The organism is Actinacidiphila paucisporea, from assembly GCF_900142575.1.
GTDB lineage: Bacteria > Actinomycetota > Actinomycetes > Streptomycetales > Streptomycetaceae > Actinacidiphila > Actinacidiphila paucisporea.
Window position 1 is genome coordinate 1 of sequence record NZ_FRBI01000048.1, and the last position, 22,833, is coordinate 22,833.

Below are 22,833 nucleotides of genomic sequence, written 5' to 3' on the forward strand. Positions count from 1 at the left end.
CCGCCTACGCCGCACCGTCCCCTTCCCCCAGGTACGGCCAAGGAGGGTGGAGGGCAGAGGGGTTGTCGGCATCCCCGGTGATGTCGGGACAAGGGGCCTGACCAGGCAGAACACTCCGGCCATGCGCGAGGGGGTCGGGTGCACCCTCAGGGACGGCATCGGGAACACCGCCGGACAACCACCGGTAGCCCGCCCCGTACGGCCACCCCCGGTGCCGGCCGACAGCGCACCCGAACCCCGCCGGCGGCACCAGCCGGAGCCCGCCATGCCGTTCCAACCGGCCACCATGCACTTTGCCCAACCCGCTGACCTGCCCGAACACCGCTACTCGCGGCGTCCATGTACTTTGCCGCGCCGCAGCAGCCCACTCGGCTACCGCTCCACCGGCCCCTCCAGGACGCACCCCCCGCCGGCACCACCGGCCACCGCCGCACCCGATTCTCCACCGACCCTCCTTCCACCTCGCCGGCGCCCACCGCCGGCGGGCCGGTCGCAGCGTGACCCGGCCCCCCCTTGTCCGCGGCCTGCTCCTGCCGGGCAACCGCCGCAGTCCAGGAGAAACACCGGTGTCGGCCGATCACGGCGAGGCGTGGTCAAGGGGTCGGACAAGGAGGGTAGTCAAGGGGGCGTGCCGCGTAGGCCGCGCGGCGCGGCCCCAGAGCGGAAGTCACACCAGTCGCAGCAGCCTCAAATTTGTTCACTGGCGCCGGGGAGCACCGGCGGTTGTCACAGGCGGCCTATGGGCGGGGGCAGCAACCGGCCTCCGCTACCCGACCGAAGGAGACGGCCGTGAGGCGCAACCCGAAGATCGACCACCTGGCGCGGCTGGTCGACAACCTGCTGGACGGCCTGGCCGCGCACGGCCGCCCCGCGCCGACCGCGCCCCAGATCCGCGCGGCCCTGCGGGAGCTCCAGCGCGGCCGGCGCGGCCGCCGTGCCCACCGGCGGCCGAACGCCCGCCGGTAGCCCGCACGCCGCGCGAGTTCCACCGCGCCCGGATTGCCCAATTCCCCGCCCATACCCACCGTTCCAGACCGATCCGAGCGGTCCGAGCGGTCCGAGCGGTCCGGGTGCAAGCAGGTGAGCAACCGGGGCGGCTTGCCCACCTCCTTGCACCCAACGCCGCTTTCCACCGTTCCACGGCCGTGACCTGCGGTAGTGATGTCCGTGGACGCCTCCCGGTGTCCGGTGTCACTGAACCTTGACCGTTTGCCACCGAACTTTGACCGCCGACCCGCCGGCTGGCCCACGCGGGGCGGGCTGCTGGACTAGCGTGTGAGCTCGGCGAGATAGGCGTCCATGGGCTGAAGATGTCCTGGAAGAGCCTCGATGAGATCCCACCAGTGGATGGCTGTGATCTCATCGTTGACCTGGAAGTCGCGGATTTCGGCACAGTGCCCTGTGAACAGCGCCGCGTACTCGGTTCGCTGGTCGGGTGCCAGCATGGACCTCGCGTAGCCGACGAACTGCAACGGCCCGCCAGCCTCTTGGCCGCTCTCTTCCATCAATTCACGTACGGCCGCCTGACGAGGGGATTCGCCCACCTCGATGCGTCCGCCAGGAAGCTCCCAGGACCGGCGATACCGGTCGAAGACCATGAGGACCCGACCGGCGTGCCAGAGGGCAACGAGCGCTGCGGGCAGTGGGGCATCGCCTGGCGGTGTTCTCTCGTTCCCCCGCGTGAAGGAGAGCAAGGCGTTACCACGGTCATCGGCTGCAAGCGGTTGGTCCTCAGTGTCGGCCATCCCCCGATGGTTCCCAGTTCAGCCTGACGGAAAGCATTCCACGCGCGAACACGCGGCCGGTCGAAGTCCGGTGGCAAACGGTCAAGGTCCGGTGGCACCGGGCACCCGGGCGTAGCGGCGGGAGGCGTTCCACACATGGAATCGAACGGGGAATCGAACTAGATTTGAGGGGTGAGCGACGACCAGGACCAGCAGCAGGGCCGGGCGCAGCCGGCCGCGGTGCCGCTGGCCGACGGGCCGCTGGTAGACGTGACCCTCTCGGACGGCCAGCACCTGTACGCCGTCGTCAAAGCCCGGGTCAGGGAGCCGGACGGCTGGTGGTACGACCTGCAGATCCACGTGCCCCACCAGAGCAGCGAGCGGGGCCGGCTCCTGGCCCTGCCAGCCGCCGTGGACTTCCGCGCCCCCGCCGCCCTGTGCGAACCGATCGACGGCCAGCCCTACCACCAGGTCCCCACCGAACGACCCGGAGTCACCCCGGCCTGGAAGGTCGAAGAGAAGGTCTACTTCGGTCCCGAGCGGGGACCTGCCCGCGTCGTGCACCGCGGCGACTGCCGCGCCGCCCGCGACCTCGCCCGCCCGGCGAGCACCGAGCAGGCCCGACTTGTACGTGACCTGACGATTGCGGCAGCAGCCGTTCGGCACGGCCAGTTGCGGACGGGCAACAAACAGGATGACAAGGAAGGTCAGGGGGTGGTGCGCCCCGCGACGGGTGCGGGAACAGGCACACGGCGCGCGCCGTGCGGGGTGAGCAACAAGCAGGCAGGCTAAGAGGGTGTGGGGAGGAGCGGGCGCATGAAGGTCCGTTCGTAGCGCAGGACGCAACCGCTCTCATCCCTGATCTGGTCTGCTTCGATGAATTCGGGGTCCCGGCCGAACAGGGTGCGGTACTCCTCGTATGCGGCGAGGCTGGGGAAGCTGAAGAGGGCGAGGGCTTTGTCGCTTGCGCCCTCTGCCGGCAGGAAGTACCCGTGGTGGGTGCCGCCGTGCCGGTCCACTAGTTCCAGCCAGCGGCGTGCGAAGCGTTCGAATGCCTCGGTCTTGGCCGGATCGATCACGTACTCGACCACGCAAGTAATCATGCAGCGAGGCTAGCGCTCGGACCGGGGCGGGCGGGGACCTGCCCCGGCGGGAGGCGGGGTGGGAACGAGCTGTTTCGATGCAGGATGGAAGGTTGGCAGAAAGGTGGCACACACGGCACCTACCAGGAAGATTGCGCGGAAGATGTTCGGGGGTCTCCGGTCTCTGGTTCGGGCTTCTCTTACGCGGATGCGTCGATCTATGTCGATGCGGTGGGTAGTTCAAGGGTCATCGCCCGACTCCAAGGACTGCCTCGGTCTCAAGGGCGAGGGGCGGTGCCTCGCGGTAGGGGCGCCGGCCGATGTGGTGGCGGCCATCGCGACCGTACTCGAGGCGCTGTGGGGTGGAGGCTTCAAGGCGTGCCTCCTCCCAGTCCGTCTCCCCCTGGTCACCCACCAGCAGAACGAACCCCCCAAGAGCAGTCCCAGGCGTAGCGACCAGGCAGAACAGCAAGCCAGGATGCAGACGGAGGACCGCGGTGTGCTCGCCGTGCGCCTCGTCCAACTCGACCGTGAAGCCATGGTCCTCCAGCGTCTGGACGGTGACATCGAACTGCGCCACGACCAGGAACGACACCGGCCGCCAGTCGTCCAGCGTCAAACACTTCACCACGCAGTCCTGCCGGATCCCGCGGGTGGCAGCCAGGATCCGCCGTGCGTCCCGTTGAAGGCCCAATGCCCGCGCCGCCGACTTGCCCTGCACCCATGGCGGCCCGCGGCGGCGAGGGTGTCCACGGCCACAGGGATCGCCGCCGGGTCGCCCAGCGCGGCGAGGGCGGAGAGGATCGCGTTGGCGCTCATGCTCGGCCGCGTGCGTGTGTCGCCGAGACGCGCCACGGCGAGGCGGCCCACACGGCGGGGCCGTGCGGCCGCGGGGGTTGTCGGCCAGGTGCTCGCGCCGCGAGGTCTGCCGGTCGTCGAACCGCGATCCCTCAAGGGCGGCCGCGACGGCGTCGGCGGTCATGCCCGTGGCCCGGCGGCGCACGACGCACCGGCCGACGCGGGGGTCGGCCGGTTCGCGGGCCCGCGGGGAGGCGGCGGGCGGCGTGCCGGGGAGTGGTCATCAGCACGCAAACCTTCAGGAGGTAGCCGGAGGGTGACGTCGGCGTACGGACTCACGTGCAGAACCGAGTACGGGTATACGTGCAGAGGTGGTCTGAGGTGTTGATGGGGTATGGGCACTGCGGGCATCGCCGGGTCCGCCACGTATGGGCCCGTTCGTCGGCTTCGCAGCTTCCCTGCAGAGGCGGAGGCGGGTCAGACGTACGATCTCGCTGTGGTCGCCTATGACGTTTTCCTTGCCGACTGCCCGGCTCGTACCACCCTCGGCCTGATCGCCGATACCTGGTCGGTGGTCGTCGTGGTCGCGCTGGGCCGCGGCCCAGCCCGCTACACCGAGCTGCGCGAGACGGTCGGCGGCATCAGCAAGAAGATGCTGACGCAGACGCTTCGCCGGCTCGGAGACAACGGACTCGTCGAGCGGCGCGCACTGCGCACGGCCCCGCCCGGCACCGAGTACCACCTCACCGAGCTGGGCCGCAGCCTCCTCGAACCGCTGGCCGCGCTGTCGCAGTGGGCACAGGACAACACCGGCGCGCTGCTTCAGGCCCGCGCCTCCGCCTCCGCGTAGGGAACCGCCGGGTTCCCCACGGCCTCCTACCGTCTTCGCAGAGAACCTCGAACCCAACAGGAGGGCTGTCATGAAGATCGGTGTGCTCGGGGCCGGGATGATGACCGAAGCGCTGGCAGCCGGGTGGGCACGGGCCGGACACGACGTCCTCATCGGCGGCCGCACACCAGATAAGACCGTCGACCTTGCCGAGCGGATCGGCGCCCGCGCCGGAACGCTGCGCGAGGCCGCCGAGTTCGGCGACGCCGTCCTGATCGCCGTACTCCTCGCCGGGTTGGAAGAGACACTGCGTGCGGCCGGCGCACCCGAGGGCACCCTCGCCGGAAAGACAGTGATCGACTGCGGCAACGCAGTCGACATCTCCGACTTCTCACAGGTCACCTACGAAGGCGGCTCCTCCATGGCCGAACAGGTTGCCCGTCTGTCCCCCGGCGCCCACGTCGTCAAGGCCTTCAACCAGGCACACGCCGCCGTATGGCGGATGCGGCCACCGGTCTTCGAAGGCCGGCCTCTGGCTGTGCCCTTCGCCGGTGGCCAGGGCGGTAAGGCAACGGCCCGCGCCTTGATCGCAGACCTCGGCGCGGAGCCGCTGGACGCCGGCGACATCAAGCAGGCCCGCCACCTGGAAGCCATGGCGATCATCGTCATCCGTCTGCTGTTCTCCGGCTACGATCCGCTGTCGGTCTTCGCCTTCAGCAGCCCCGACCGTGCCGACGAGGCGATTACCTCACGCTGAAGAGACCTTGTGACCCCGCTGGTCACACCCGGCTGCATTCTGCACGCAGGAGGGCATGCCCGCCGGTCACCACGAGCCGCCCCCGTCCGACGCCCGGCTTCTGTCCACAGGCCCCGCGGCCGACGCTGCGGTAGGCGGCGCGCTGCGGCGGCCGCGGCTCGGTCCGGCCGGATTCGCTCTCAACTGCCATGCCGACGTCGCCAACCCAGGGGCTTTGCGCCCTACGGGCGAGGCCGCCCTGACGGCGCACGGTGGGCTGGAAGCCGCACCGCCTGCGTCCTGAGACGAATCGCACCGCGAAGGCGGTCTTGCCCATACGGGCGGGGCCGCCTTCGACCCGTTCCGCCACCGCTCACCGATCGGCACAACCGGCACGGCGACGCCCCCTGCCGTCGGCGCGGACGAAAGGGGGCGCGGTCGCAGGTCGGGGACGGTCAGCTCAGTTCGGTGACGTACACGGCCCAGTCCTGACCTAAGTCGGCGCGCTGGTCGCCGTCGAGGACGGTGACCATTTCATTCTCGTCGTCACAGTTGGCCTGCTGGACGGCCCATTCGCGGGCATCAGTTGGGACCTGGTCCCAGTCGTCGAAGGGGCGGCCGGGCTGCATCTCACCCAGGGGTGCGGCGATGAGCGTGACGGTACGACTCACAGAGGTCTCCTCGGTGGCGGGGTCGTGGTGGCGTGATCGGTCAGGAGCGAAGGTGCGGTTGCTGCCGGCCCGGGTGAAGGGCTCCACAGCGGCCGTGGCGGACGGTCCGAGGACATCCCCTCCAGTTCGGATCGAGCAGCTGCTCAGGTTCCGGCTCGCGAGCGACGTCGAACAGCCCGACGAGCTCGGCCGGGCTCCGGGTAGAAGCGTATCGACCGCACATGCCCCCAGCCTGCCACGCACACTGGCGGGAGGACGTCCGCCATGGGGAGCAGGGAAGATGGTCGCCTGGCGTACTGGCCTTCACCGTTCGGGCCCGTATGCGCGCGGCCGCCGACGCGTACGCCCTGCTGCTGGAAGCCGCCACCCCTCTGCACGCCCGCGACCTGGCAGGACACCCGGGCCTTGCCACCACCCCCCTCACCCCCGAGGCCGCCGACACCCCCACCCGGTATCGGGCGCCTGCCCCGACCCCGCAGCTCAGGGGGGCGGGTCCGTGGTGCGGACGGTCAGGGGAGGGCCACCCGGAGTCGGCGCTGCTGGACAGTGCGGACCTTCGGGGCCACCGGGGATGTCGCCCCGCGGCCGACGAAGCGCTGGCCCTCGGCACGTCCAAGCCGGCCGCCGACGCGGTCACCCGCACGGTGACCGGGAGGTGCCGGCTGCGATCGTGTACGAACCCGGCTCGCGCCGACGGCGACCCGACAAGCTGCACGCCGACAAGGGCTACGACTACAACCACTTTGCGGCGATGGCTCCGCTTGCACGGGACCACCCACCGCATCGCCCGCAAAGGTACCGAGTCCTCCGAACGCCTGGCCGCCGCCACCGCCGGACCGTCGAACGCACCACGGCCTGGCTCGCCGGCTGCCGACGACTCCACCGCCGCCACGAACGCAAAGCCGACCACTTCCTCGCCTTCGCCAGCATCGCCTACACCCTCATCTGCTACGCGGGCTCGCCAGCATCGCGAAACGCGGTAATTCGATGGCGCGCGCGAAAGGGCACGCCCACCCTGGTCCCCGTGGCAGAACCCAAGTACCGGATCCGAGCCCTGCAGACGGACTCCACAGTCGTCGTCTACCAGGCGTACGCCCCAGAGATTGGCCTGCCCGCAGCGCGGGAGGGCCGCTTCCCAGCCACGTGGCAGCGGAACCGGATGACATGGATCAAGCCCTCCTTCCTGTAGATGATGTACCGCTGCGGTTGGGGCACCAAGGAAGGACAGGAGACCGTCCTTGCTGTCGAGATCTCCCGTGAGGGCTTCGAGTGGGCACTGACACACGCCTGCCTGTCCCACTACGAGCACGGCCTCCACACTGACCGCGCCACGTGGAAGCGGCAACTGAAGCGAGCTCCATCCCGCGTGCAATGGGACCCTGAACGCGACCTCCACCTTCGGCCGCTTGCGCACCGCTCACTCCAGCTCGGCCTCACCGGTGAAGCCGCACACCTCTACTCCGACGAGTGGACGGTGTCCATCGCCGACATCACACCGCTCGCCCGTAGCGTCCACGCACACGTCCGACATGGCGACCTGGACGCCGCAAGGCGGCTCCTGCCCCGTGAAAGTCCGTTCCACGTGAGCGAAGAGGCCCTGGCCCACCTGAACCTTCAACCTGCCCATTGAGATGGCCTCTTGCTGGGCCATCGCGGACAACACACGCGCGGGGTTGGCCAGATGGTCCGCGAGTTGCTGCGCTGCCGCGGCTGCGGCGACGGCCGGGCCCTGCCCGGTGCCCATAGCGATCACGCCCTACCCGGCGCGCTGTTCCACCACGCGGCCGGCAAGTCCAGATCCTGCGACAGCCGCTTCATCCGGCCGCAGGCCCAGCGGATGAGATCGGCGAACTGCTCGGCTTTGGCTGACGACACGGGGGCGACTCCTGCTCACCGGGGGAAATTCCGGGCGGCGGGTCTTCCAGGCAGCCGCGACACGGCGGAAGGTGTACCGCCCGGTGCGGACAGCCGGCCTCCCGCGAGGCTCACCGCGACTGATCATCCCCGCCTACGTCATGAACGGCTCAGGACCAGGCACTCACAATCGTGCCGTCCCACCTCGGTGGCTTCCTGACGGTTCAGTCGGGCGACACCCACGACGGTGGCGGCAACGCCGCCGGCGGTGGATATCAAGAGCCCCCATGGGACAGCCACGTCACGTCTCCCTCACGGCTGTGTCTCACCTTCGCCAGCGGTCCTGGACTGGACGTGCCGGCCGGGGCGATCGTCTGCTCCACGCTTCCCGGGCGTGGCTGATCTTGAGAATCTCATCGGACCGGTCCGGTTCACACTCCGTCAACGCCCCCAAGTGCCCGGGCCGCCGCGGCGCGCGGTGCCGATGTCGCCGACCCGCCGGGGCCGCGGTCGCCGGGTTCGAGGATGCCTGAGCGGCTGACCCGGTGCGCGGTCATTCCGCGGGTCGACGTGACTCCTTCAGCTCGTGGGAGACCGTCCAGGCGTCCGCGACGGGGCCGACGTGGCCCAGCTTGTCGGGGTTGAGCACCAGGCGGATCGTCTGGATCTGACCGTCGAGCAGATCGAGTCCCAGAGTGTGCAGGACCTTGCCGTTCCGGTCGCGGAAGATCGCACCGGGCCGACCGTTGATCGCGTGGGGCTCGGTGGTGACGTCGATGCGGGCCATCGCCGGGAAGACAGCGGCCAGCAGCCGGGCCACCTTCTCGGCGCCGGTGATCGCCCTGGCCAGCTGCGGGGCCTTGCCGCCGGCGTCGCCGACCATGGAGACGTCGGCGGCGAGCAGCTGTTGCAGGCCGTCGACGTCGCCCTCGCGCAGCGCGCCGAAGAACCGGCCCGCGAGTTCCTCGCGCTCCTTGCGGTCGGCTTCGAAGCGCGGCCGGCCCGCGCTCATGTGCTGGCGGGCCCGCACCGCGAGCTGGCGGCACGCGTCCTGCGATCGCCCGACCGTCGAGGCGATCTCGGGGAAGCCGAAGTCGAACACCTCGCGCAGTACGAAGACCGCGCGCTCCAGCGGACTGAGCCGCTCCAGCAGCAACAGGGCGGCCGTCGACACCGAGTCGGCCAGTTCGGCCGAGCGCGCCGGGTCCTCGTAGGGATCGGCGAGCAGCGGTTCCGGGAGCCACGGCCCGATGTACTCCTCCCGTCGGACGCGCGCCGAGCGCAGCACGTCGATCGAGATCCGGGTGACCACGGCCGAGAGGAAGGACTTGGTCGACCTGGGCTGCGTCGGGCCGGCCTCGAAGCGCAGCCAGGTCTCCTGAACCGCGTCCTCGGCCTCGCTGACGCTGCCCAGCATCCGGTAGGCGATCGAGAACAACAGCGGTCGCAGTTCTGCGAACTCCTCGACCTTTCCCACAACCCTTGGCCCCTTTCCGTCCGTCCGATGATCATTCGGGCCGCCGACCGGTCAGGGTACGTGCCGCCGGCCGGTCGGCTACGGATATCCGCGACGTCGCAGGTGCTTCCGCGATTCCGTGTCGGTGTGCTTCCTTCGAGGTCACTTCCCGGGCGGGTAGTCGCCCCCGGGCTGCCGGGTGATGATGTTGATCCGGGTCGCCAGGTTCATGAAGCCGACCAGCAGCACCAAGGCGGCCAGCTGTTGCTGGTCGTAGTGCTTGGCGGCGTTCGCCCACACCTCGTCGCTGACGCCGTGGGCCGCGTCCGCGAGCCGGGTTCCCTTCTCGGCCAGCTCCAGCGCTGCGCGTTCGGCGTCGGTGAAGACCGTGGCTTCCGGCCACGCCGCCACCAGACCCAGCCGCACCGGGTCCTCGCCGGCGGCGAGGGCTTCCTTGATGTGCATGTCGAGGCAGGCGGCGCAGCCGTTGATCTGGCTGACCCGCACCGACACGAGCTCCTGCGTGGTGATCGGCAGCGTCGTGCTCCTGAGCGCATTGCCCGCCGACATCAGGTACTTGAGGACCTTGCCGGTGCTCGGCTCGGCCATGAAGTCCAGTCGCGCGTTCATGGTGTGTTCCTCCGTGCTCGTGAGTGGCTACACACCCGAGACGAGGCAGCCCGCCGCCCCGTGACATGGCAAAGATGTGACCTACGCCGCTGGGGTCTGTTGGGAAAGTGGATCGTGCATCGCGGTGATCACGATGTGGTGCGAGGGGATCTGACGGGTGCCGGGCGGTACTCAGCCTCCGGCCGGACGGCTCGGTGATTGCGTGGAGGGACCTGGTAGTGGTCGATCACGTCCTCTTCGACCACGGCTGATGGTGGAGTGGGGTAGCGGAACGCCCTCGAATGCCTCGACCCTTTTGTGGCCGCCTCGGTCCGGCGGGTGGCCTTCGCCTCGGCGGTCGTGATCGAGCCGGTGGCCGGCGCGACCGTTCTCGCCTTCGGCGTGCAACCGTTTCGGTAGCATCGTCGGCTCCGACCTGACCGAAGGGCGTCCCATGCTGACGGTTCGTGTGCTCAATGTGGCGGAAGTCGAGGCCGAGCGTGTCCTGGAGCCGTCGGTGACGCCCGCGGCGTTCGCACGGCCGCAGGACCCGCCCGGCCCGCGAGCGTACGCGCTGTGGGCAGGCTCGGCCGAAACACTGGCGGCGTGGAACGCAACGGTGGGCGAGGCGGTCGGGGCCGGCGCCCTGGCCGCGGCGATAGCAGGGTGGTCCGCGGACGCCGGCGGGCCGGTCCGCCCGGCCGGCGAGCCCGCGTACGACCTGACGTTCATCGCGCCGGCTTCGGTGTCCTGGGTGTGGGCCCAGGGCGACGGGCAGTTGCGCAGGGACCTGGAGCAGGCGGTGCTCAACGCTGCCAGCAGGTGCGTGGACCACCTGGTGCGGACCCGGCCGCTGGCCGACGGCGAGGAGCCCGGCCGCGGATGGGCCGCCGCCCTGGGACTCCACGTGATCGGCACGCCGCAGCCCTGGACGAAGGCCCCGCCGCCGCAACTGCACGTGCACGCCTGCCTGGTCGCGGTGCTCGACGCCGACCAGCAGCTGCGCGGCCCCGATCGCGGGGCGTTGTACGAGTCGAGCCTGACGCGGGAGGGCGGCGCCCTGGGCCGGGCCGCGCTCGCGGAGGACCTGCGCGAGCTCGGGTTCGACCTCACGCTCGACACCGGGCCGGGCGCCCGCGGTTACGAGATCACGGGCGTACCCGAGGGCCTGCTGCTGTCGGGGCAGTCGGCCGACAAGGGCTGCGCGGGCCTGGGCGAGGAGACCGACGACCCGCGTGGCGGCTTCCACCGCTGACCGGGGAGGGCAGCCCGCGGGCGGCACCCCCGGTCAGCGCGGTGAGGGCAGTGCCTGGCGCAGCAGTGCGACAGCCGGCGGGATCTCCGTGTCGCCGATGTTGCCGTAGCCCAGGACGAGCGCGCGCTGCGGTGTCCGCCGTGCGCGGTAGTCGTCGAGGTCCGCCAGGCGCAGGCCCGCGGCGGCCGCGGTGCGGACCGTCTTGCCGGTGTCCGTGCCGTCCGGGAGGTGGAGCAGGATGTGCAGTCCGGCGGCGGTGCCCTCCGCCCGGGTCTGCGGGATCTCGGCGGCCAGGGTGCGGACCAGCAGGTCGCGGCGGGCGCGGAAGCGGCGGCGGGCCGCGCGCAGGTGGGCGTCGAACCAGCCGCGGTCGACGAAGGTGGCCAGCGCGAGCTGGTCGAGCACCGGTGGCGCGGCGGCCAGGGAGTTCGCCGCCCGCAGCGCCCGGTCCATGGGCGCCGGGACGACCAGCCAGCCCAGCCCGAGGGCCGGCGAGAGGGTCTTGCTCACCGAGCCGAGGAGGAAGACCCGGCGCGGATCCATTCCCTGCATGACGGCGACCGGGTGGCGGTCGTAGCGGAATTCGGCGTCGTAGTCGTCCTCGACCACGAAGCCGTCCACCGCGCGGGCCCACCGCACCAGCTGTGCCCGGCGCCGCGCGGACAGCACCGTGCCGGTGGGGAACTGGTGCGCCGCTGCGACGACGACGGCCCTGGCCGGCGTCCGGGCGAGGTCGTCGGCGCGCAGGCCCTCGTGGTCCACCGGCACCGGGTGCACGCGCAGGCCGGCGCTCACCGCCGCGTCCCGCAGCCGCCCCCAGCCCGGGTCCTCCACGGCGATGTCGGTGATCGCCTCGGCCCGCAGCGCCCGGCAGGTGCGGACCAGCCCGTCGACGACGCCCGCGCACACCGACACCGACCCGGGCTGCACGTCGGCGCCGCGCGAGCGCCGCAGGTACTGCGCGAGGGTGGCGCGCAGCTGCGGGTGCCCGCCGGGGTCGGGCAGCCCGAGGTCGTAGTGGACGGCCGAGCCGGTGACCGCCCGGACGGCGTCCGCCCAGCGGCGGCGGGGGAAGGCCCGCAGGTCGGGCAGGCCGGGCGCGAGGTCGTACCGGATCGGTGGCGGGGTTGGTGCCCGCCGGGTGCCGGGCGCCGGCGGCGGGGCCTGCGGTGACCAGGACACGCGCGTCGCGGAACCGACCCGGGCGGCCAGGTAGCCCTCCGTGACGAGCTGCCCGTAGGCCTCCGTCACGACCCAGCGGGAGCAGCCCAGCTCCTCCGCGAGCGCGCGGCTCGGCGGCACCGCGGCCCCTGCCGGCAGCCGGCCGTCGCGTATCGCGGTACGCAGCGCGCGTGCCAGCCGGTCGTGCAGGGAGCTGCGGCCGCGCTGCGGAGGGGCGAGGTCGAGGAGCGTCGCCCACGCGAGATTGGTCTGGGAAACGGCCATGGGATTGGAGCGTACCGCCGATCCGCATCCGCCTAGCGTGAGCGGCATGAACAACCAACTGGTTCTTGGTGCCATGCTGTTCGGCACGCTGCTGGACGAACGACGGTCCTTCGAGATCCTCGATCACTTCGTGGACGCCGGGGGTGTCTGGATCGACACCGCCAACTGCTACGCGTTCTGGGTGGACCCGACCGGATTCGGCGGCCGCAGCGAGGAGGTGCTCGGGCGCTGGCTGGCCCGCCGCCCGGGCGTGCGGGACCGCGTCAGGATCAGCACCAAGGTGGGCTGCGAGCCGACCGAGGCCGGGCGTTTCCCGCAGACCGCCGAGGGCCTGACGGCCGGCGCCGTGAAGAAGGGGGTCCAGGGCAGCCTCCGGCGGCTCGGGACGGACCGCGTCGAGCTGTACTGGGCCCACATGCCCGATCCGGCCGCGCCGTTGGAGGAGACGGTCGGCATGTTCGGCGAGCTGGTGTCCGCCGGGACGGTCGGACGCCTGGGCTGCTCCAACTACCCGGCCTGGCAGGTCGATCGGGCCCGGCAGATCGCACGGGCGCAAGGGGTCGAGGGCTTCACCGCGATCCAGCAGCACCGCACGTACCTGGCGCCGCTCCCCGGCACCCGGCCCACCGTCGCGCACCGGTTCGGCGCGGTCAGCGACGAGGTGCTGCACTACCTGCAGGCCTACCCGGACATCGCGCTGTGGGCGTACACGCCCCTGCTCAGCGGTGGTTACACCCGTGCGGACAAGCCGCTGCCCGCGCAGTACGAGCACCCCGGCACGCGTCGCCGGCTCGCGGCGCTGGACGAGACGGCCGCCGAGACCGGCACCGACCGCAACGGTGTGGTGCTGGCATGGCTGGCCGGTGGGACGCCGGCCGCCACGCCGATCGTCGGCGTCAGCACGGTCGGGCAGCTGGACGAGGCGATGGCGGGGATCGCGCTGGAGCTGACCGCCGAGCAGCGCGAACGCCTGGACCGCGCGGTGTGAGCCCTCAGGGCGCCGGCACCGGCCGCACGCCGGTCGCCAGGGTCCTGGTCGAACGCCGCGCCCACGACGAGCGCCTGCACGTCCGGCGTGAGCGCCGTCAACCCGCCGGGGGCACGTAGGTGGGTGGTTGTTTCCGCCGGGTACGTCGCTTGTCAGGGTAGTTGGCTGAAGGCCAGGTCGGCATCGGCTACGGCCTCGGGGTGGACGTGGGCGGCGGTTCGGCCGTCGGCGATCTTCTGCCAGTTGGTCCGGGCGAGCACCCGTTGGACCGCGAGTGCCTGGGCGGCTCGCAGGCGTGCCTGGATGCCTTCGCCGAGGGCGTCGGCCAGTGCTTCCTCGTCCTGGAGCTGGTAGCGGGTGAGCCGTCCCGCCAGGCTCGGCGTGGTGAACACCATGCGGTGGAACGCCACCACCTCGGGGTGGTCGTTGAGGCCGGTGACGGGGTCGTACCGGTCCAGGGCGGCCCGGAAGTGCCGGTGCAGCGCCGTCACCGGTTTGATGCCGGGCCTGCGGTCGCCCACGACGCGTGCCGCCTCGCCCTGGTGGTCCGCGAACCGGTGCAGCACCAGGTCCTCCTTGGTGGGGAAGTAGCGGAAGAGGGTCGGCTTGGAGACCTCGGCCGCCGCGGCGATGTCGTTGACCGAGACGTGGTCGAAGCCGTGTTCCAGGAACAGTGAGACGGCCGCGTCGCCGATGGTGTCGCGCGTCCGTTCCTTCTTGCGGGCCCGCAGCCCCGTCGGCTCGCTCATCTGACCAGCGTAACATTCGTAACCGAGTTGCTTTTTTAACCGAGTAACGTTTTTATGGGCGGCGTGAATCAGACAGACGCCTCTCCCGTGCTCGTCACCGGGGCGACGGGCCGGGTCGGCCGCGTCGTCATCGACCAACTCCTCGACGCGGGCGTGCCGGTGCGCGCCCTGACCCGCCGCCCGAAGGCGGCCGCGGCCCTGCCGGCGAAGGTCGAGGTCTTCACCGGCGACATCACCGTGCCCGAGTCGCTCGACCCGGCGCTGAAAGGCGCCGGTGCGGTCTTCCTCGTCTGGACCGCCCCGCCCCGGAGCGCCGAGGCAGTCATCCAGCGGCTGGCAGCCCACGTGCGGCGGGTCGTCTTCCTCTCCTCCCCGCACCGCACGCCGCACCCGCTGTTCCAGCAGCCCAATCCCCTGGCGGTGCTGCACGCCGACATCGAGCGGCTCATCGCGGCCACCGGGCTGGAGTCGACGATCATCCGGCCGGGGATGTTCGCCTCGAACTCGCTGGCCTGGTGGGCGCCCGCGATCCGGGCCGGCGACGTCGTCCGGTGGCCCTACAGCGCCGCCCCGTCCGCGCCGGTCGACGACCGCGACATCGCAGCCGTCGCGGCACGGACGCTCCACCAAGGCGGTTACGCCGGGGGCGACTACGTCCTGACGGGCCCCGAATCGCTGACGCAGGCCGCGCAGGTGGACATCATCGGTGACGCCCTGGGGCGCCGGATCGTCTGCGAGGAGATGACGCCGGACGAATTCCGGAGCCTGTGGGAGAGTACGGCGCCCAGCTCGGCCGTCGACATGCTGCTCGCCGCGTGGAGCGCGGCGGTCGGGCATCCCGCGTACATCACCACCGCGGTGGCCGACATCCTCGGGACGGCGCCGCGAACGTTCCGCCGGTGGGCCGCTGACCACGCCACCGCGTTCACTCAAGGTTCGTGACCTCCTCGACCGCGACCTCGTGCCCGGCGGCGCGGCGTGCTGCTTCTACCGGGCGTGTACTGCCCTCGCTCATCGTCCGGTGCCGGCAGCCTGGTCGTACCGGCCCTGACCGGCCCGGCTCAGGGCCGGCGCCGGAACGGGGCGAGCGTGGCGCGCACAATCTCGGCGGCGCCCCAGCCGGCGTCGAACCGGGCCATCACGGCCAGGTGCTGGCGCAGCCGGAGAATCGGCATGCGTGCGCGCCGATCGGGGTCGAGGCCGGTCAGCTCGGCGTACAGGTCGAAGAACACCTGTGCCTGCGGTGGCGGTGCCGTCGTCCACAGGTGGACCAGGTCGACCTCGGCCCATGTGTACGACACGGCCGGGTCGATCAGCGCGGGCCGCCCGCCGGGGGTCGCCATGACGTTCATCGCCCACAGGCCGCCGTGCGTCAGGCACGCGGGCGCGACCGGCAGCAGCTCGGGCAGCCGGTCGCACAGCCGCTCCAGCGCCGCCGAAACCGCCTGCCTGGTCCGGGCCGCTCAGCGTGCCCGGGAATCCGACAACGCCACAGCGGATTCCGGCCCGGCCGAGGAGGACGGGACGATACGAAGTGCCGCCCGGGGCACCCCCGGGCGGCACTTTGTCTTATTGCTCAGCCGGGAATTCCGGCTGATTTCGGTGCGGGACTTGTCAGTCGATTCCCCACGTGTTCTTCACGGTGCCGTTTCCGCGGCCGTACTGGTGAATCCAGGGGAAATACTGGACCTGGCCGACGGGGACGCGGATGGGCGAGTAATTGAACTGGCCCTCACGCCACGTCCTGACGCCGCCGTGGCTCTTGCCGAGGGTGGTGTAGTACTCCGGGCCCTTGCTCCCGGAAAGGTCCTGGCCGCCCCAGCTCCAGCCCGCCACCGCGGCCCACTGGTATACGTGGTGGTGCACCGTGGGAGCGGAGTCGAAGCTGTGGATCGTCTGCTGGAGACCCTCCCGGCAGAAACCCTCGTGGAGTGAGTACCGGTAGATCTTGCGCTTGGCGATGTTGAGCCCGTAGACCGTGTAGGTCGGGTAGTCGCCATGGGTGCAGATGTAGCCGCTGCCGTCCGGCGAGGCATCCGTCACCGGCGCGCCGCTGTTGGCCGACGCCGAGTCGTAACTGCCACTGGCCTGCGGCGTGAGCGTCACGACGGACTGGGTGTTGGCGATCGGCGACGTCGCGTCGTCGTCATCGTCACTGACGCCGTCGTTGACGGAGACGACCGCGTAGACCGGATAGCTCGTCCACGCACCGCTCTCCAGCATCTGCTGCTGCTCCGCGTCGGACATGCCGAAGCCGGTCGCCACATCCTCGAACTCCTGGGCCTCCGGAGTGCTTGCCGAGGCCAGCGGTATGGGCGCACCGCTGGAAAGCAGGTCGGAGTACGCGGCCGGCGTGGACGATGCGCCGCTGTCGTCGGCCTGAGCCGATGCCTGCGGCAGCATCACGGCCGCCGTCGCAAGAGTGCCGGCCGCGAGCAGCAGGCTGCTCATTCTGTATTTCCCCCTGATCAAGGGAGTTCTCCTGTCTCCCGCATAAAAGCGAGACCCCGTAACCCCGTTGTTGGAGTTGCCATGCGCAAAACCTACGGAGCGGCACCGGCACGGTCAAGATATATCGGCGGAACTTGAGGTACCTCAGAGGTTGGGGAATTCCGCCCACGGGATCTGGGTAGTTGTGGGCGTACTCCTGAGTTTTGGTCCGATTCGGGTGGACTCCCTTGTAAAGGGAGTTGCAGTTGGTGTCCAGGGATACTGCCGGCACCGTGAACAGGGCGGAAAACAGGCCGGGCCCGTGTTCGGCCTGATGGGCCTGGTGCTCGCCCGCAACCCCGACCATGTCGTACCGGCTCTCGCGGTGCTGCTCGCCCCATTGATCGCCGTGCACCCGTTCGTGGTCGCCGACAAGGCGGGCCTGGAAACGCTGTACGCCGTCCTGCCCCTTCCTGGCCGCACGGTGCTGCTCGGGCACTACGCCTGGGCGCTGGCAAGCTTTGCCGCCACCGTCGCCGCAAGGTACAGCGCTGGCTGTTGTCCTCGCGCGGGCCGAGGGCGCACAGCTCGGCGGCCGCACCCTGGCGACGATGCTGACACGTGCCTGGGTGCTGTTCGCCGTCAACATCGCGATCCAGTTCCCGCTGCTGATCCGGTTCGGGTACGCCCGCATCAGCGTCCTGGGGACCACCATGCCACTGGCGCTGGTCATGCTGGCCGTCTACCGGCTGCACGGAGCCCCGGCCGGCCGGTGGATCCGCGCCCGGTAGGGGTCGGCCAGGATGACCGGTCCCGGGCGAGCGGCTACCCGGGCAGGGCCGTGGTGAGGTCGACCTCGATCAGCTGCCGGGAGAAGCCCAGTCGGGCGACTCGTCGTCCTTGTTCCGCGCTGACCCGGGTAGGCGCCCGGGCATGACGACCCTCGCGGCACAGCACGGCGGCGATCCTCCCTCCTCGGGGTGGTTCCTCCTCCTGTGGTCCCTGCTCGCCCTGCCCGCCGGCATCGCCCTGGTCAGCCGTGGCGGATCGGCGTGGTTCCACCAGCGCCTCGTCCGGCGCTTCCAGGACAACCGGTACCCGCGGACCGTGCCCGCGCCCGTGTGGGGCATCCGCTCGATCGGCGCCGTCTTCGCCCTGGTGGGGACCGCCGGGATACCTCTCGGGATCTGGCTCATCACCCGGTGAGCGGCAGCGAGCCGGCCAGGTCCGTCCACGCCCCGGGGGAAGCCGGCCGGCACCCCGGCTCGTGCCCCCAGGCACCGGCCGCCCTCGCCGCCGCCCGCTGGGCTAACCGCGCACGTGCAGGGCGAAACCCTGGCGGCCCGGGGCCTCCAGGCCCTCCCTCAGCCGCAGTGAGGGGATCTCGTAGTCGCCGAAGTTCTGGCGCCGGAAGGCGATCGGCTCGGCCGTCTCCAGCGACAGCAGCCGCTCCTTCCACGCCTTCACCGCGTCCTGGACGTCGCCGCCGGTCATCGCGTCGGTGCCGTACAGCACGAACGGCGGCAGCACCTCCAGGCCCGGGTAGTACAAGATCCCGTGGTGGATCGGGAAGAGCAGGTCCTCGATCGGGCCGTTGATCCCGCGATCGGTGTAGTGCGACTGCGGGCCCCCGACGGTCACCGACAACATCGCCCGCCGCCCCCGCAGCGTCCCCTCGCCGAAACGCTCGCCGTACCGGGTCTCGTCGTGCACGCCGACGCCGTAGGCGAAGTGGAAGGAGAACACCCGGTCCACCCAGCCCTTGAGGATCGCCGGCATCGTGTACCACCACATCGGGAACTGGAAGACCACCGTGTCGGCCCACAGCAGTTTGTCCTGCTCGGCCGCCACGTCCGGGGTCAGCGCGCCGGCGTCGTACGCCCCGGCCGAACTCGGTATCACCCGCAGCGGGTTCGTGGCGTGCCCGCCGAAGTCCGCCGCGTCCACCACGGCCTTCCACCTCATCGCGTACAGGTCGCTCACCTGCACCTCGTGCCCGGCGGCCTGGAGGGTGGACACCGCGCAGTCCGTCAGCGAGCCGTTCAGCGAACGCGGCTCGGGATGGGCGTGGACGATGAGCGTCTTCATGGGTTGTTCCCTTCGGCGAGGTGTGTCGCCACCGATGCTCGGCCGCCCCACCCGCGGCCGTACAGGGGCGGCTTCTTCCGTCGGAGGGGACTTCCTGGTATCGGCAGGACCACCTTCCCCGTGCCCTGCCGAGCCCATACTGGGACCCATGGACGATCTTGCGGGCTTCCTGCGGACCCGGCGTTCCCGGGTCGACCCGGCGTCCGTCGGCATCCCCGCCGACAGCCGCCGCCGGGTCCAGGGGCTGCGCCGCGAAGAGGTCGCGCACCTGTCCGGGGTGAGCGTCGACTACTACGTGCGCCTGGAGCAGGGCCGCGCGACCCAGCCCTCCGAGCAGATCCTCGACGCCCTCGCCCGCGTCCTGGGCCTGGACCGCACCGAACGCGGGCACCTGCACCGGCTCGCCCGGACCCGGCGCCGCCGCGCGAAGGCGCCGGGCGGGCGGGTCCGGCCCGAACTGCTGCGCGTCCTGGACCTGATCGCCGACGCACCCGCGCTGATCATGGACCACCGCCTGGACGTGCTCGCCGGGAACCGCCTGGCCGGGCTCCTGTTCGGCCGGCCGATACCGGGCCTGAACACCGCACGGCACATCTTCCTCGAAGAGGCCGAGCGCGGCTTCTACGCACAGTGGGAGACATGCACCCTCGACGTGGTCGGGCACCTGCGCCTGGCCGCCGGGAAACACCCCGAGGACCCCCGCCTGGCCTCGCTCATCGGCGAGTTGGCGATGGGCAGCGAGCGCTTCCGCCACCTGTGGGCCCGCGCGGACGTGCGCGCCCGCACCCACGGGCGCAAGGCGTACCGGCACCCGCTGGTCGGGCTGCTGGAACTGCACCAGGAGAACTTCGCGCTACCGGACGAACCGAGCAGGGAACTGCTGGTGCTCTCCGCGGCCCCCGCAAGCCCCACCCAGGACGGGCTGCGCCTGCTGGCGAGCCTGGGCGCGGACAGCGATGACACCCACCCGGCGGTGGACGCCCAGGTCCGCCGCGCGTAACCGCGCGGCCCCGCGGCCGTCACGGGCCGAGCCGGGCGCACGGCCCGGCCCTCATCGGCTGCTCCCGCTTCGGCGAACCACTGCGGCTGCGTCCGGTCAGGACCTGCGGGTAACCGGTAGGCATGAGAGGGATACGAGGTGCGGGGATCGCGGTCGGCGTCTACGCGGTGGCGGTGCTGGTGTGGCACTTCGGCGGCCGTACCGGCCACGGGCACCCCTGGAGCCAGTCCTGGCTCGGCGGGCTCGCGCTGGCGGCCGCGGTAGGGCTGTGGGCCCTGGTCAAGCGCCGGTGGAGGAAACACCGCACCCACGGCGAGCAGAGCTGACCGGGGCCGGGCCACCGGGCTCCGGGCCCACCGGTGTTCAGGATCGGGGCGCGGAGGGCGGCGGGGTCAGATCCGCCAGGCGCGGATGCGGTCGGCGGCCTCGAACAGGCCCGCCTTGCCGGACCGGATGTCACCGACCAGCTCCACCAGCGCCCCGTAGGGGGGATCGATGCCCTCGCCGGACGCGTGCATGTAGGCGGCGGCGACCTGGCAGGCGTACAACGAGTTGCGGTACGGCAGGGGCTCCAGGCGCACCAGGGTGTGCAGCAGTGCGGCGGCCCGCCAGGCCGGATCGGGGGCGGAGGTGTCGTGCCGGGGGATCTTCGTCTTGTGGCGGGCGACGGCCGCGACCAGCGCGGAGTAGTCGGCCACCGTCACGTCCTCGGGCAGCGCCTGCTCCTGGACGTCCAGCAGCCAGGCCACGTCGATGGGAAGCACCGGCTGCATCAGGCGGCTTCACCCCGGCGCGCGGCGGCCGGCGGGACCTCGCCGGGGAACGCCTCGTCGAACTCGCCCCGGTGCCGGTCGCCGAAGCCGGCGGCGTAGCGGACGAAGAGGGCCCGCTGCCGCTCGCGCAGCGGCAGGTCGTGGACGTACTGCTTCAAGCTCTTGCCCTCGGCGGCGGCCGCGGCCCGTACCGCCTCGAGCTCCTCGTCGGTGAAGGTGATGTTCAAAGCAGGCATACCCCCATGGTACCGGACAGGTACCACGGGGGTGGGGGCCGGTGAGCGGCCGGCGGCGACCGCCGTGGACCTCCGCGTGATCAGGCAGGCAGCGGGTGTCCGCCGTCACCTTCGAGGACAGTGCGTTCGGTCTCGTCATGACTGGTGTCTTCGATGATGGTGACGTCGACCGCGCCGTCACCGGTGGTGTCGAACTGGTACAGGTCGGCCTTGCCGTCACCGGTGGTGTCACTCATCCAGACGTCGGGCTTTCCGTCACCGTTGGTGTCGGCGCTCAGGAGCAGGTGTTCTTCGGCTGATCCGGTCGTCTCCGTCATGGCTGCCGCGTGCCCCTGCGCGCGTACCGCAAACCGCCCACCGGTCGGGCGGCCGGCCCCAGGGACGGCAACCGCGCCCGCACGACGGCGGGCGGCCCGGGAAGGAAGGGGGAACCGGGTGGGCGTGCGGGGTGTCCTTCGTGGTGCCGGGCCCGGGAGGGGCCGCGGCGGGGCGGGTCGAGGCGGGGGCGAAGGCGGGGGATGAAGATGAAGCGGCGTGCGGCGAGGTATCTGGTCGCGGTGGTGTCCGCGGTCGTGGTGGTGACGGCTGCGTCCGGGTGCTCCAGCGACCGGCGGGGAATGGGGGATTCGCCGGTTTCCGGTCACCAGGGGGACGACCGCCCGGCGGATGTCACCAACTTCCCCGACGGGTTCGCGAACATCGCGACCAAGTGCGTTGCGGGGGCCCCGGGTTACCGGGCGTTCGTCACCACGCGTGACGCCGCGCCCGTCGTGCTGGCCGACCCCGCCTGCAAGGGCTGACCCGCCGGCGGACAGGCGGGCGGCAGGGTTTCGGCCAGGTACTCCCCGGCCGGAACCCCTCCTTTCCTACCGCCGCCCGGGGGCACCCCGCGCGGGGCCGCCCGGCCAGGGGCGGGTGGTCAGCGGTGGGCGCGGCCCCATGACTCGGTGTCGACCAGGCGCCCGCGGTTGTCGCGCAGGGTCGCGGTGTCGGAGGCGTCCCACACCGACGAGCGGCTGCCCTGGTACAGGTCGCGGTCGGTGTCGCGGCCGCTGCCGGCGTGGACGCGCACCGACTGGTGGCCGTCCAGCGTCACGTCGTCGAAGCGGTAGGTGTGGTGGTCGGAGTCGCTGAGGGTCCAGCGGTCCAGGCTGACCGGGCGGCGCGAGGTGTTGGTGACGGTCACCCACTGCTCGTTCAGCCGCCGGTGGGAGCGGCCCGAAGCGGCGTACTGGACCTGACCGAGAACCACCTGCGGACGCTGCTCGTGGCCCTGCTCGTGGCCCTGCTCGTGGCGCTGGTCATGACGCTGCTCGTAGCCCTGGTCGTGGCGCTGGTCATGACGCTGCTCGTGGCGCTGGCCGTGGTCGGCGGCGGCCGCCGGCAGAGCGGCGGCGGCGAGGGCCGCGCCGGCCACCAGGGCGGACGCGGTCAGGCGGAAGGCGGTACGGGACACGTGGTCCCCTTTCGTGCGGGCACGGCCCAGGGCCGCACCGATGGTGCCGTTGCTCCCGGCCGAGCGCCGGGATGCCCCACTGTCACCCGGGCGCCCCCGGAGCCGGAGGACCGCCCGGCCACGTTACGAATTCCGGACATACCGGTAACTGTTGGATGTCGTGGGCACGGATAGGGCCGGCCGGGCGCGCCGCCGCGGGCCGATCGCGCAACGCGCCTACGGCTTGCGGCAGATGGCGCGTCCGCCCGCGGCGGCCACTGCGAACACGCGTCCCAGGCGGGCGCGGTGCGCGCGGCACGGAAGGTAACGGCACGGCACTCCCCCGGCGCCCGGCGCCCTCCCCGGCGGCAGACAGCAGGCGACGGACGGCGGACGGCGGACGGCAGGCGCCCGGCGGCAGGTGGCGGGCGCTCGCAGCGGCGTCGCGGTTCCCGCGGCGACGCCCCGCGTACACCGCCTGTTGGGGCAGGCAGGACAGCCTGGCGGCATGAGCGCACACCGGACAGAGCCGCCTCCGCCGCCCGCAGCCCTCGTGGAGCAGCCCCCCGGGCCCCCGGTGCCCGCAGCGCCGGCAGCACTCGCGGAGTCCCCCGAGCCCCGAAGCCCGCAGCGCCGGCAGCACTCGCGGAGTCCCCCGAGCCCCGAAGCCCGCA

General features: G+C 71.6%; 27 protein-coding genes and 3 pseudogenes. 14 read left to right on the top strand and 16 right to left on the bottom strand.

The features are described from left to right. The first annotated feature begins 789 nt into the window (after positions 1-789). Positions 790-966 carry a hypothetical protein gene (locus BUE44_RS37690; RefSeq protein ID WP_159450332.1) on the top strand — a complete coding sequence of 59 codons (177 nt, stop codon included), beginning with the start codon at positions 790-792 and terminating at the stop codon, positions 964-966. Between the two features lie 302 nt (positions 967-1,268). On the opposite strand, the gene BUE44_RS34610 is transcribed toward BUE44_RS37690, so the two are convergent. After that, positions 1,269-1,745 carry an NUDIX hydrolase gene (locus BUE44_RS34610; RefSeq protein WP_073502990.1) on the bottom strand — a complete coding sequence of 159 codons (477 nt, stop codon included), beginning with the start codon at positions 1,743-1,745 and terminating at the stop codon, positions 1,269-1,271. 171 nt (positions 1,746-1,916) lie between these two features. Between BUE44_RS34610 and BUE44_RS34615 the strand changes: the two genes are divergently transcribed. Continuing rightward, positions 1,917-2,516: a DUF6233 domain-containing protein gene (locus BUE44_RS34615; protein ID WP_073502991.1), complete on the top strand. Its 600-nt coding sequence runs from the start codon at positions 1,917-1,919 to the stop codon at positions 2,514-2,516. On the opposite strand, the gene BUE44_RS34620 is transcribed toward BUE44_RS34615, so the two are convergent. Beyond that, positions 2,513-2,827, bottom strand: coding sequence for an NIPSNAP family protein (locus BUE44_RS34620; protein ID WP_073502992.1), 315 nt, complete (start codon positions 2,825-2,827; stop codon positions 2,513-2,515). The genes BUE44_RS34615 and BUE44_RS34620 overlap by 4 nt on opposite strands. A 226-nt stretch (positions 2,828-3,053) precedes the next feature. Next, positions 3,054-3,425, bottom strand: coding sequence for a hypothetical protein (locus BUE44_RS34625; protein ID WP_143172658.1), 372 nt, complete (start codon positions 3,423-3,425; stop codon positions 3,054-3,056). A 675-nt stretch (positions 3,426-4,100) separates the two neighbouring features. Here BUE44_RS34625 and BUE44_RS34630 point away from each other — a divergent pair. Both BUE44_RS34630 and BUE44_RS34635 read left to right on the top strand, forming a co-directional pair. Beyond that, on the top strand, positions 4,101-4,454 hold the full coding sequence (locus tag BUE44_RS34630; RefSeq protein WP_073502994.1) for a winged helix-turn-helix transcriptional regulator: 354 nt from the start codon (positions 4,101-4,103) through the stop codon (positions 4,452-4,454). A gap of 70 nt (positions 4,455-4,524) precedes the next feature. Then, the gene (locus BUE44_RS34635; protein WP_073502995.1) at positions 4,525-5,190 is read left to right on the top strand and encodes an NADPH-dependent F420 reductase; all 666 of its coding nucleotides are present in this window, start codon (positions 4,525-4,527) and stop codon (positions 5,188-5,190) included. 434 nt (positions 5,191-5,624) lie between these two features. Here BUE44_RS34635 and BUE44_RS34640 read toward each other — a convergent pair whose 3' ends face one another. Then, the gene (locus BUE44_RS34640) at positions 5,625-5,840 is read right to left on the bottom strand and encodes a hypothetical protein (protein WP_073502996.1); all 216 of its coding nucleotides are present in this window, start codon (positions 5,838-5,840) and stop codon (positions 5,625-5,627) included. Between the two features lie 682 nt (positions 5,841-6,522). Here BUE44_RS34640 and BUE44_RS39115 point away from each other — a divergent pair. Both BUE44_RS39115 and BUE44_RS34650 read left to right on the top strand, forming a co-directional pair. Beyond that, positions 6,523-6,792, top strand: a pseudogene (locus BUE44_RS39115) (transposase); the annotation flags it as partial. A 72-nt stretch (positions 6,793-6,864) separates the two neighbouring features. Continuing rightward, positions 6,865-7,470 (top strand): annotated as a pseudogene (locus BUE44_RS34650) (DUF4291 domain-containing protein). A gap of 119 nt (positions 7,471-7,589) precedes the next feature. Here BUE44_RS34650 and BUE44_RS39440 read toward each other — a convergent pair. The 3 genes from BUE44_RS39440 to BUE44_RS34660 form a co-directional block, all read right to left on the bottom strand. Continuing rightward, on the bottom strand, positions 7,590-7,715 hold the full coding sequence (locus BUE44_RS39440) for a hypothetical protein (protein ID WP_265737193.1): 126 nt from the start codon (positions 7,713-7,715) through the stop codon (positions 7,590-7,592). Positions 7,716-8,247: 532 nt separating this feature from the next. Beyond that, a complete protein-coding gene (locus BUE44_RS34655; protein WP_073502997.1) occupies positions 8,248-9,171 on the bottom strand; it encodes an RNA polymerase sigma-70 factor in 924 nt (307 codons plus the stop codon). 141 nt (positions 9,172-9,312) lie between these two features. Further along, a complete protein-coding gene (locus BUE44_RS34660; protein WP_073502998.1) occupies positions 9,313-9,780 on the bottom strand; it encodes a carboxymuconolactone decarboxylase family protein in 468 nt (155 codons plus the stop codon). A gap of 433 nt (positions 9,781-10,213) precedes the next feature. Here BUE44_RS34660 and BUE44_RS34665 point away from each other — a divergent pair, with 433 nt between their 5' ends. Then, complete coding sequence (locus BUE44_RS34665; protein WP_073502999.1) at positions 10,214-11,014, top strand: relaxase domain-containing protein; 801 nt, start codon at positions 10,214-10,216, stop codon at positions 11,012-11,014. Positions 11,015-11,047: 33 nt separating this feature from the next. Here BUE44_RS34665 and pdxR read toward each other — a convergent pair whose 3' ends face one another. Then, entirely contained in the window at positions 11,048-12,460 is a 1,413-nt protein-coding gene (gene pdxR / locus BUE44_RS34670; protein ID WP_079190353.1) for a MocR-like pyridoxine biosynthesis transcription factor PdxR, read from the bottom strand. 46 nt (positions 12,461-12,506) lie between these two features. On the opposite strand from pdxR, the gene BUE44_RS34675 reads away from it, so the two are divergent. Continuing rightward, complete coding sequence (locus BUE44_RS34675; protein ID WP_073503000.1) at positions 12,507-13,448, top strand: aldo/keto reductase; 942 nt, start codon at positions 12,507-12,509, stop codon at positions 13,446-13,448. Between the two features lie 152 nt (positions 13,449-13,600). Here the strand turns inward: BUE44_RS34675 and BUE44_RS34680 are convergent, their stop codons facing one another. Further along, positions 13,601-14,197 carry a TetR/AcrR family transcriptional regulator gene (locus tag BUE44_RS34680; protein ID WP_073503001.1) on the bottom strand — a complete coding sequence of 199 codons (597 nt, stop codon included), beginning with the start codon at positions 14,195-14,197 and terminating at the stop codon, positions 13,601-13,603. A 54-nt stretch (positions 14,198-14,251) separates the two neighbouring features. Here BUE44_RS34680 and BUE44_RS34685 point away from each other — a divergent pair, with 54 nt between their 5' ends. Further along, positions 14,252-15,139, top strand: a complete 888-nt coding sequence (locus BUE44_RS34685) for an SDR family oxidoreductase (RefSeq protein WP_073503002.1) — start codon at positions 14,252-14,254, stop codon at positions 15,137-15,139. Positions 15,140-15,258: 119 nt separating this feature from the next. Here the strand turns inward: BUE44_RS34685 and BUE44_RS34690 are convergent. Continuing rightward, a pseudogene (locus tag BUE44_RS34690) lies at positions 15,259-15,636 on the bottom strand (fructosamine kinase family protein); the annotation flags it as partial. 175 nt (positions 15,637-15,811) lie between these two features. Beyond that, positions 15,812-16,648 (bottom strand): hypothetical protein, encoded by an 837-nt coding sequence (locus BUE44_RS34695; RefSeq protein WP_073503003.1) that lies wholly within the window; start codon positions 16,646-16,648, stop codon positions 15,812-15,814. A gap of 590 nt (positions 16,649-17,238) precedes the next feature. On the opposite strand from BUE44_RS34695, the gene BUE44_RS34700 reads away from it, so the two are divergent. Continuing rightward, positions 17,239-17,418: a hypothetical protein gene (locus tag BUE44_RS34700; RefSeq protein ID WP_073503004.1), complete on the top strand. Its 180-nt coding sequence runs from the start codon at positions 17,239-17,241 to the stop codon at positions 17,416-17,418. 142 nt (positions 17,419-17,560) lie between these two features. Then, positions 17,561-17,833 carry a hypothetical protein gene (locus BUE44_RS36925; RefSeq protein WP_073503005.1) on the top strand — a complete coding sequence of 91 codons (273 nt, stop codon included), beginning with the start codon at positions 17,561-17,563 and terminating at the stop codon, positions 17,831-17,833. A gap of 102 nt (positions 17,834-17,935) precedes the next feature. Here BUE44_RS36925 and BUE44_RS34710 read toward each other — a convergent pair whose 3' ends face one another. After that, positions 17,936-18,715: an NAD(P)H-dependent oxidoreductase gene (locus BUE44_RS34710; protein ID WP_073503006.1), complete on the bottom strand. Its 780-nt coding sequence runs from the start codon at positions 18,713-18,715 to the stop codon at positions 17,936-17,938. 148 nt (positions 18,716-18,863) lie between these two features. Here BUE44_RS34710 and BUE44_RS34715 point away from each other — a divergent pair, with 148 nt between their 5' ends. Together BUE44_RS34715 and BUE44_RS34720 are read left to right on the top strand one after the other, a co-directional pair. Further along, positions 18,864-19,715 (top strand): helix-turn-helix transcriptional regulator, encoded by an 852-nt coding sequence (locus BUE44_RS34715; protein WP_073503007.1) that lies wholly within the window; start codon positions 18,864-18,866, stop codon positions 19,713-19,715. Positions 19,716-19,837: 122 nt separating this feature from the next. Further along, positions 19,838-20,041 carry a hypothetical protein gene (locus tag BUE44_RS34720; RefSeq protein ID WP_073503008.1) on the top strand — a complete coding sequence of 68 codons (204 nt, stop codon included), beginning with the start codon at positions 19,838-19,840 and terminating at the stop codon, positions 20,039-20,041. 66 nt (positions 20,042-20,107) lie between these two features. Here the strand turns inward: BUE44_RS34720 and BUE44_RS38205 are convergent, their stop codons facing one another. From BUE44_RS38205 to BUE44_RS34735, 3 genes are all read right to left on the bottom strand, one after another. Then, positions 20,108-20,488, bottom strand: a complete 381-nt coding sequence (locus BUE44_RS38205) for a toxin Doc (RefSeq protein ID WP_073503009.1) — start codon at positions 20,486-20,488, stop codon at positions 20,108-20,110. Then, entirely contained in the window at positions 20,488-20,724 is a 237-nt protein-coding gene (locus tag BUE44_RS38210) for a hypothetical protein (RefSeq protein ID WP_073503010.1), read from the bottom strand. The genes BUE44_RS38205 and BUE44_RS38210 overlap by 1 nt, the downstream gene beginning before the upstream one ends. An 80-nt stretch (positions 20,725-20,804) precedes the next feature. Beyond that, the gene (locus tag BUE44_RS34735; protein ID WP_073503011.1) at positions 20,805-21,041 is read right to left on the bottom strand and encodes a hypothetical protein; all 237 of its coding nucleotides are present in this window, start codon (positions 21,039-21,041) and stop codon (positions 20,805-20,807) included. Between the two features lie 201 nt (positions 21,042-21,242). Here BUE44_RS34735 and BUE44_RS34740 point away from each other — a divergent pair, with 201 nt between their 5' ends. Continuing rightward, a complete protein-coding gene (locus BUE44_RS34740; RefSeq protein WP_079190356.1) occupies positions 21,243-21,524 on the top strand; it encodes a hypothetical protein in 282 nt (93 codons plus the stop codon). A 119-nt stretch (positions 21,525-21,643) separates the two neighbouring features. Here BUE44_RS34740 and BUE44_RS34745 read toward each other — a convergent pair whose 3' ends face one another. Next, the gene (locus tag BUE44_RS34745) at positions 21,644-22,180 is read right to left on the bottom strand and encodes a lamin tail domain-containing protein (protein WP_073503012.1); all 537 of its coding nucleotides are present in this window, start codon (positions 22,178-22,180) and stop codon (positions 21,644-21,646) included. Between the last annotated feature and the right edge of the window lie 653 nt (positions 22,181-22,833).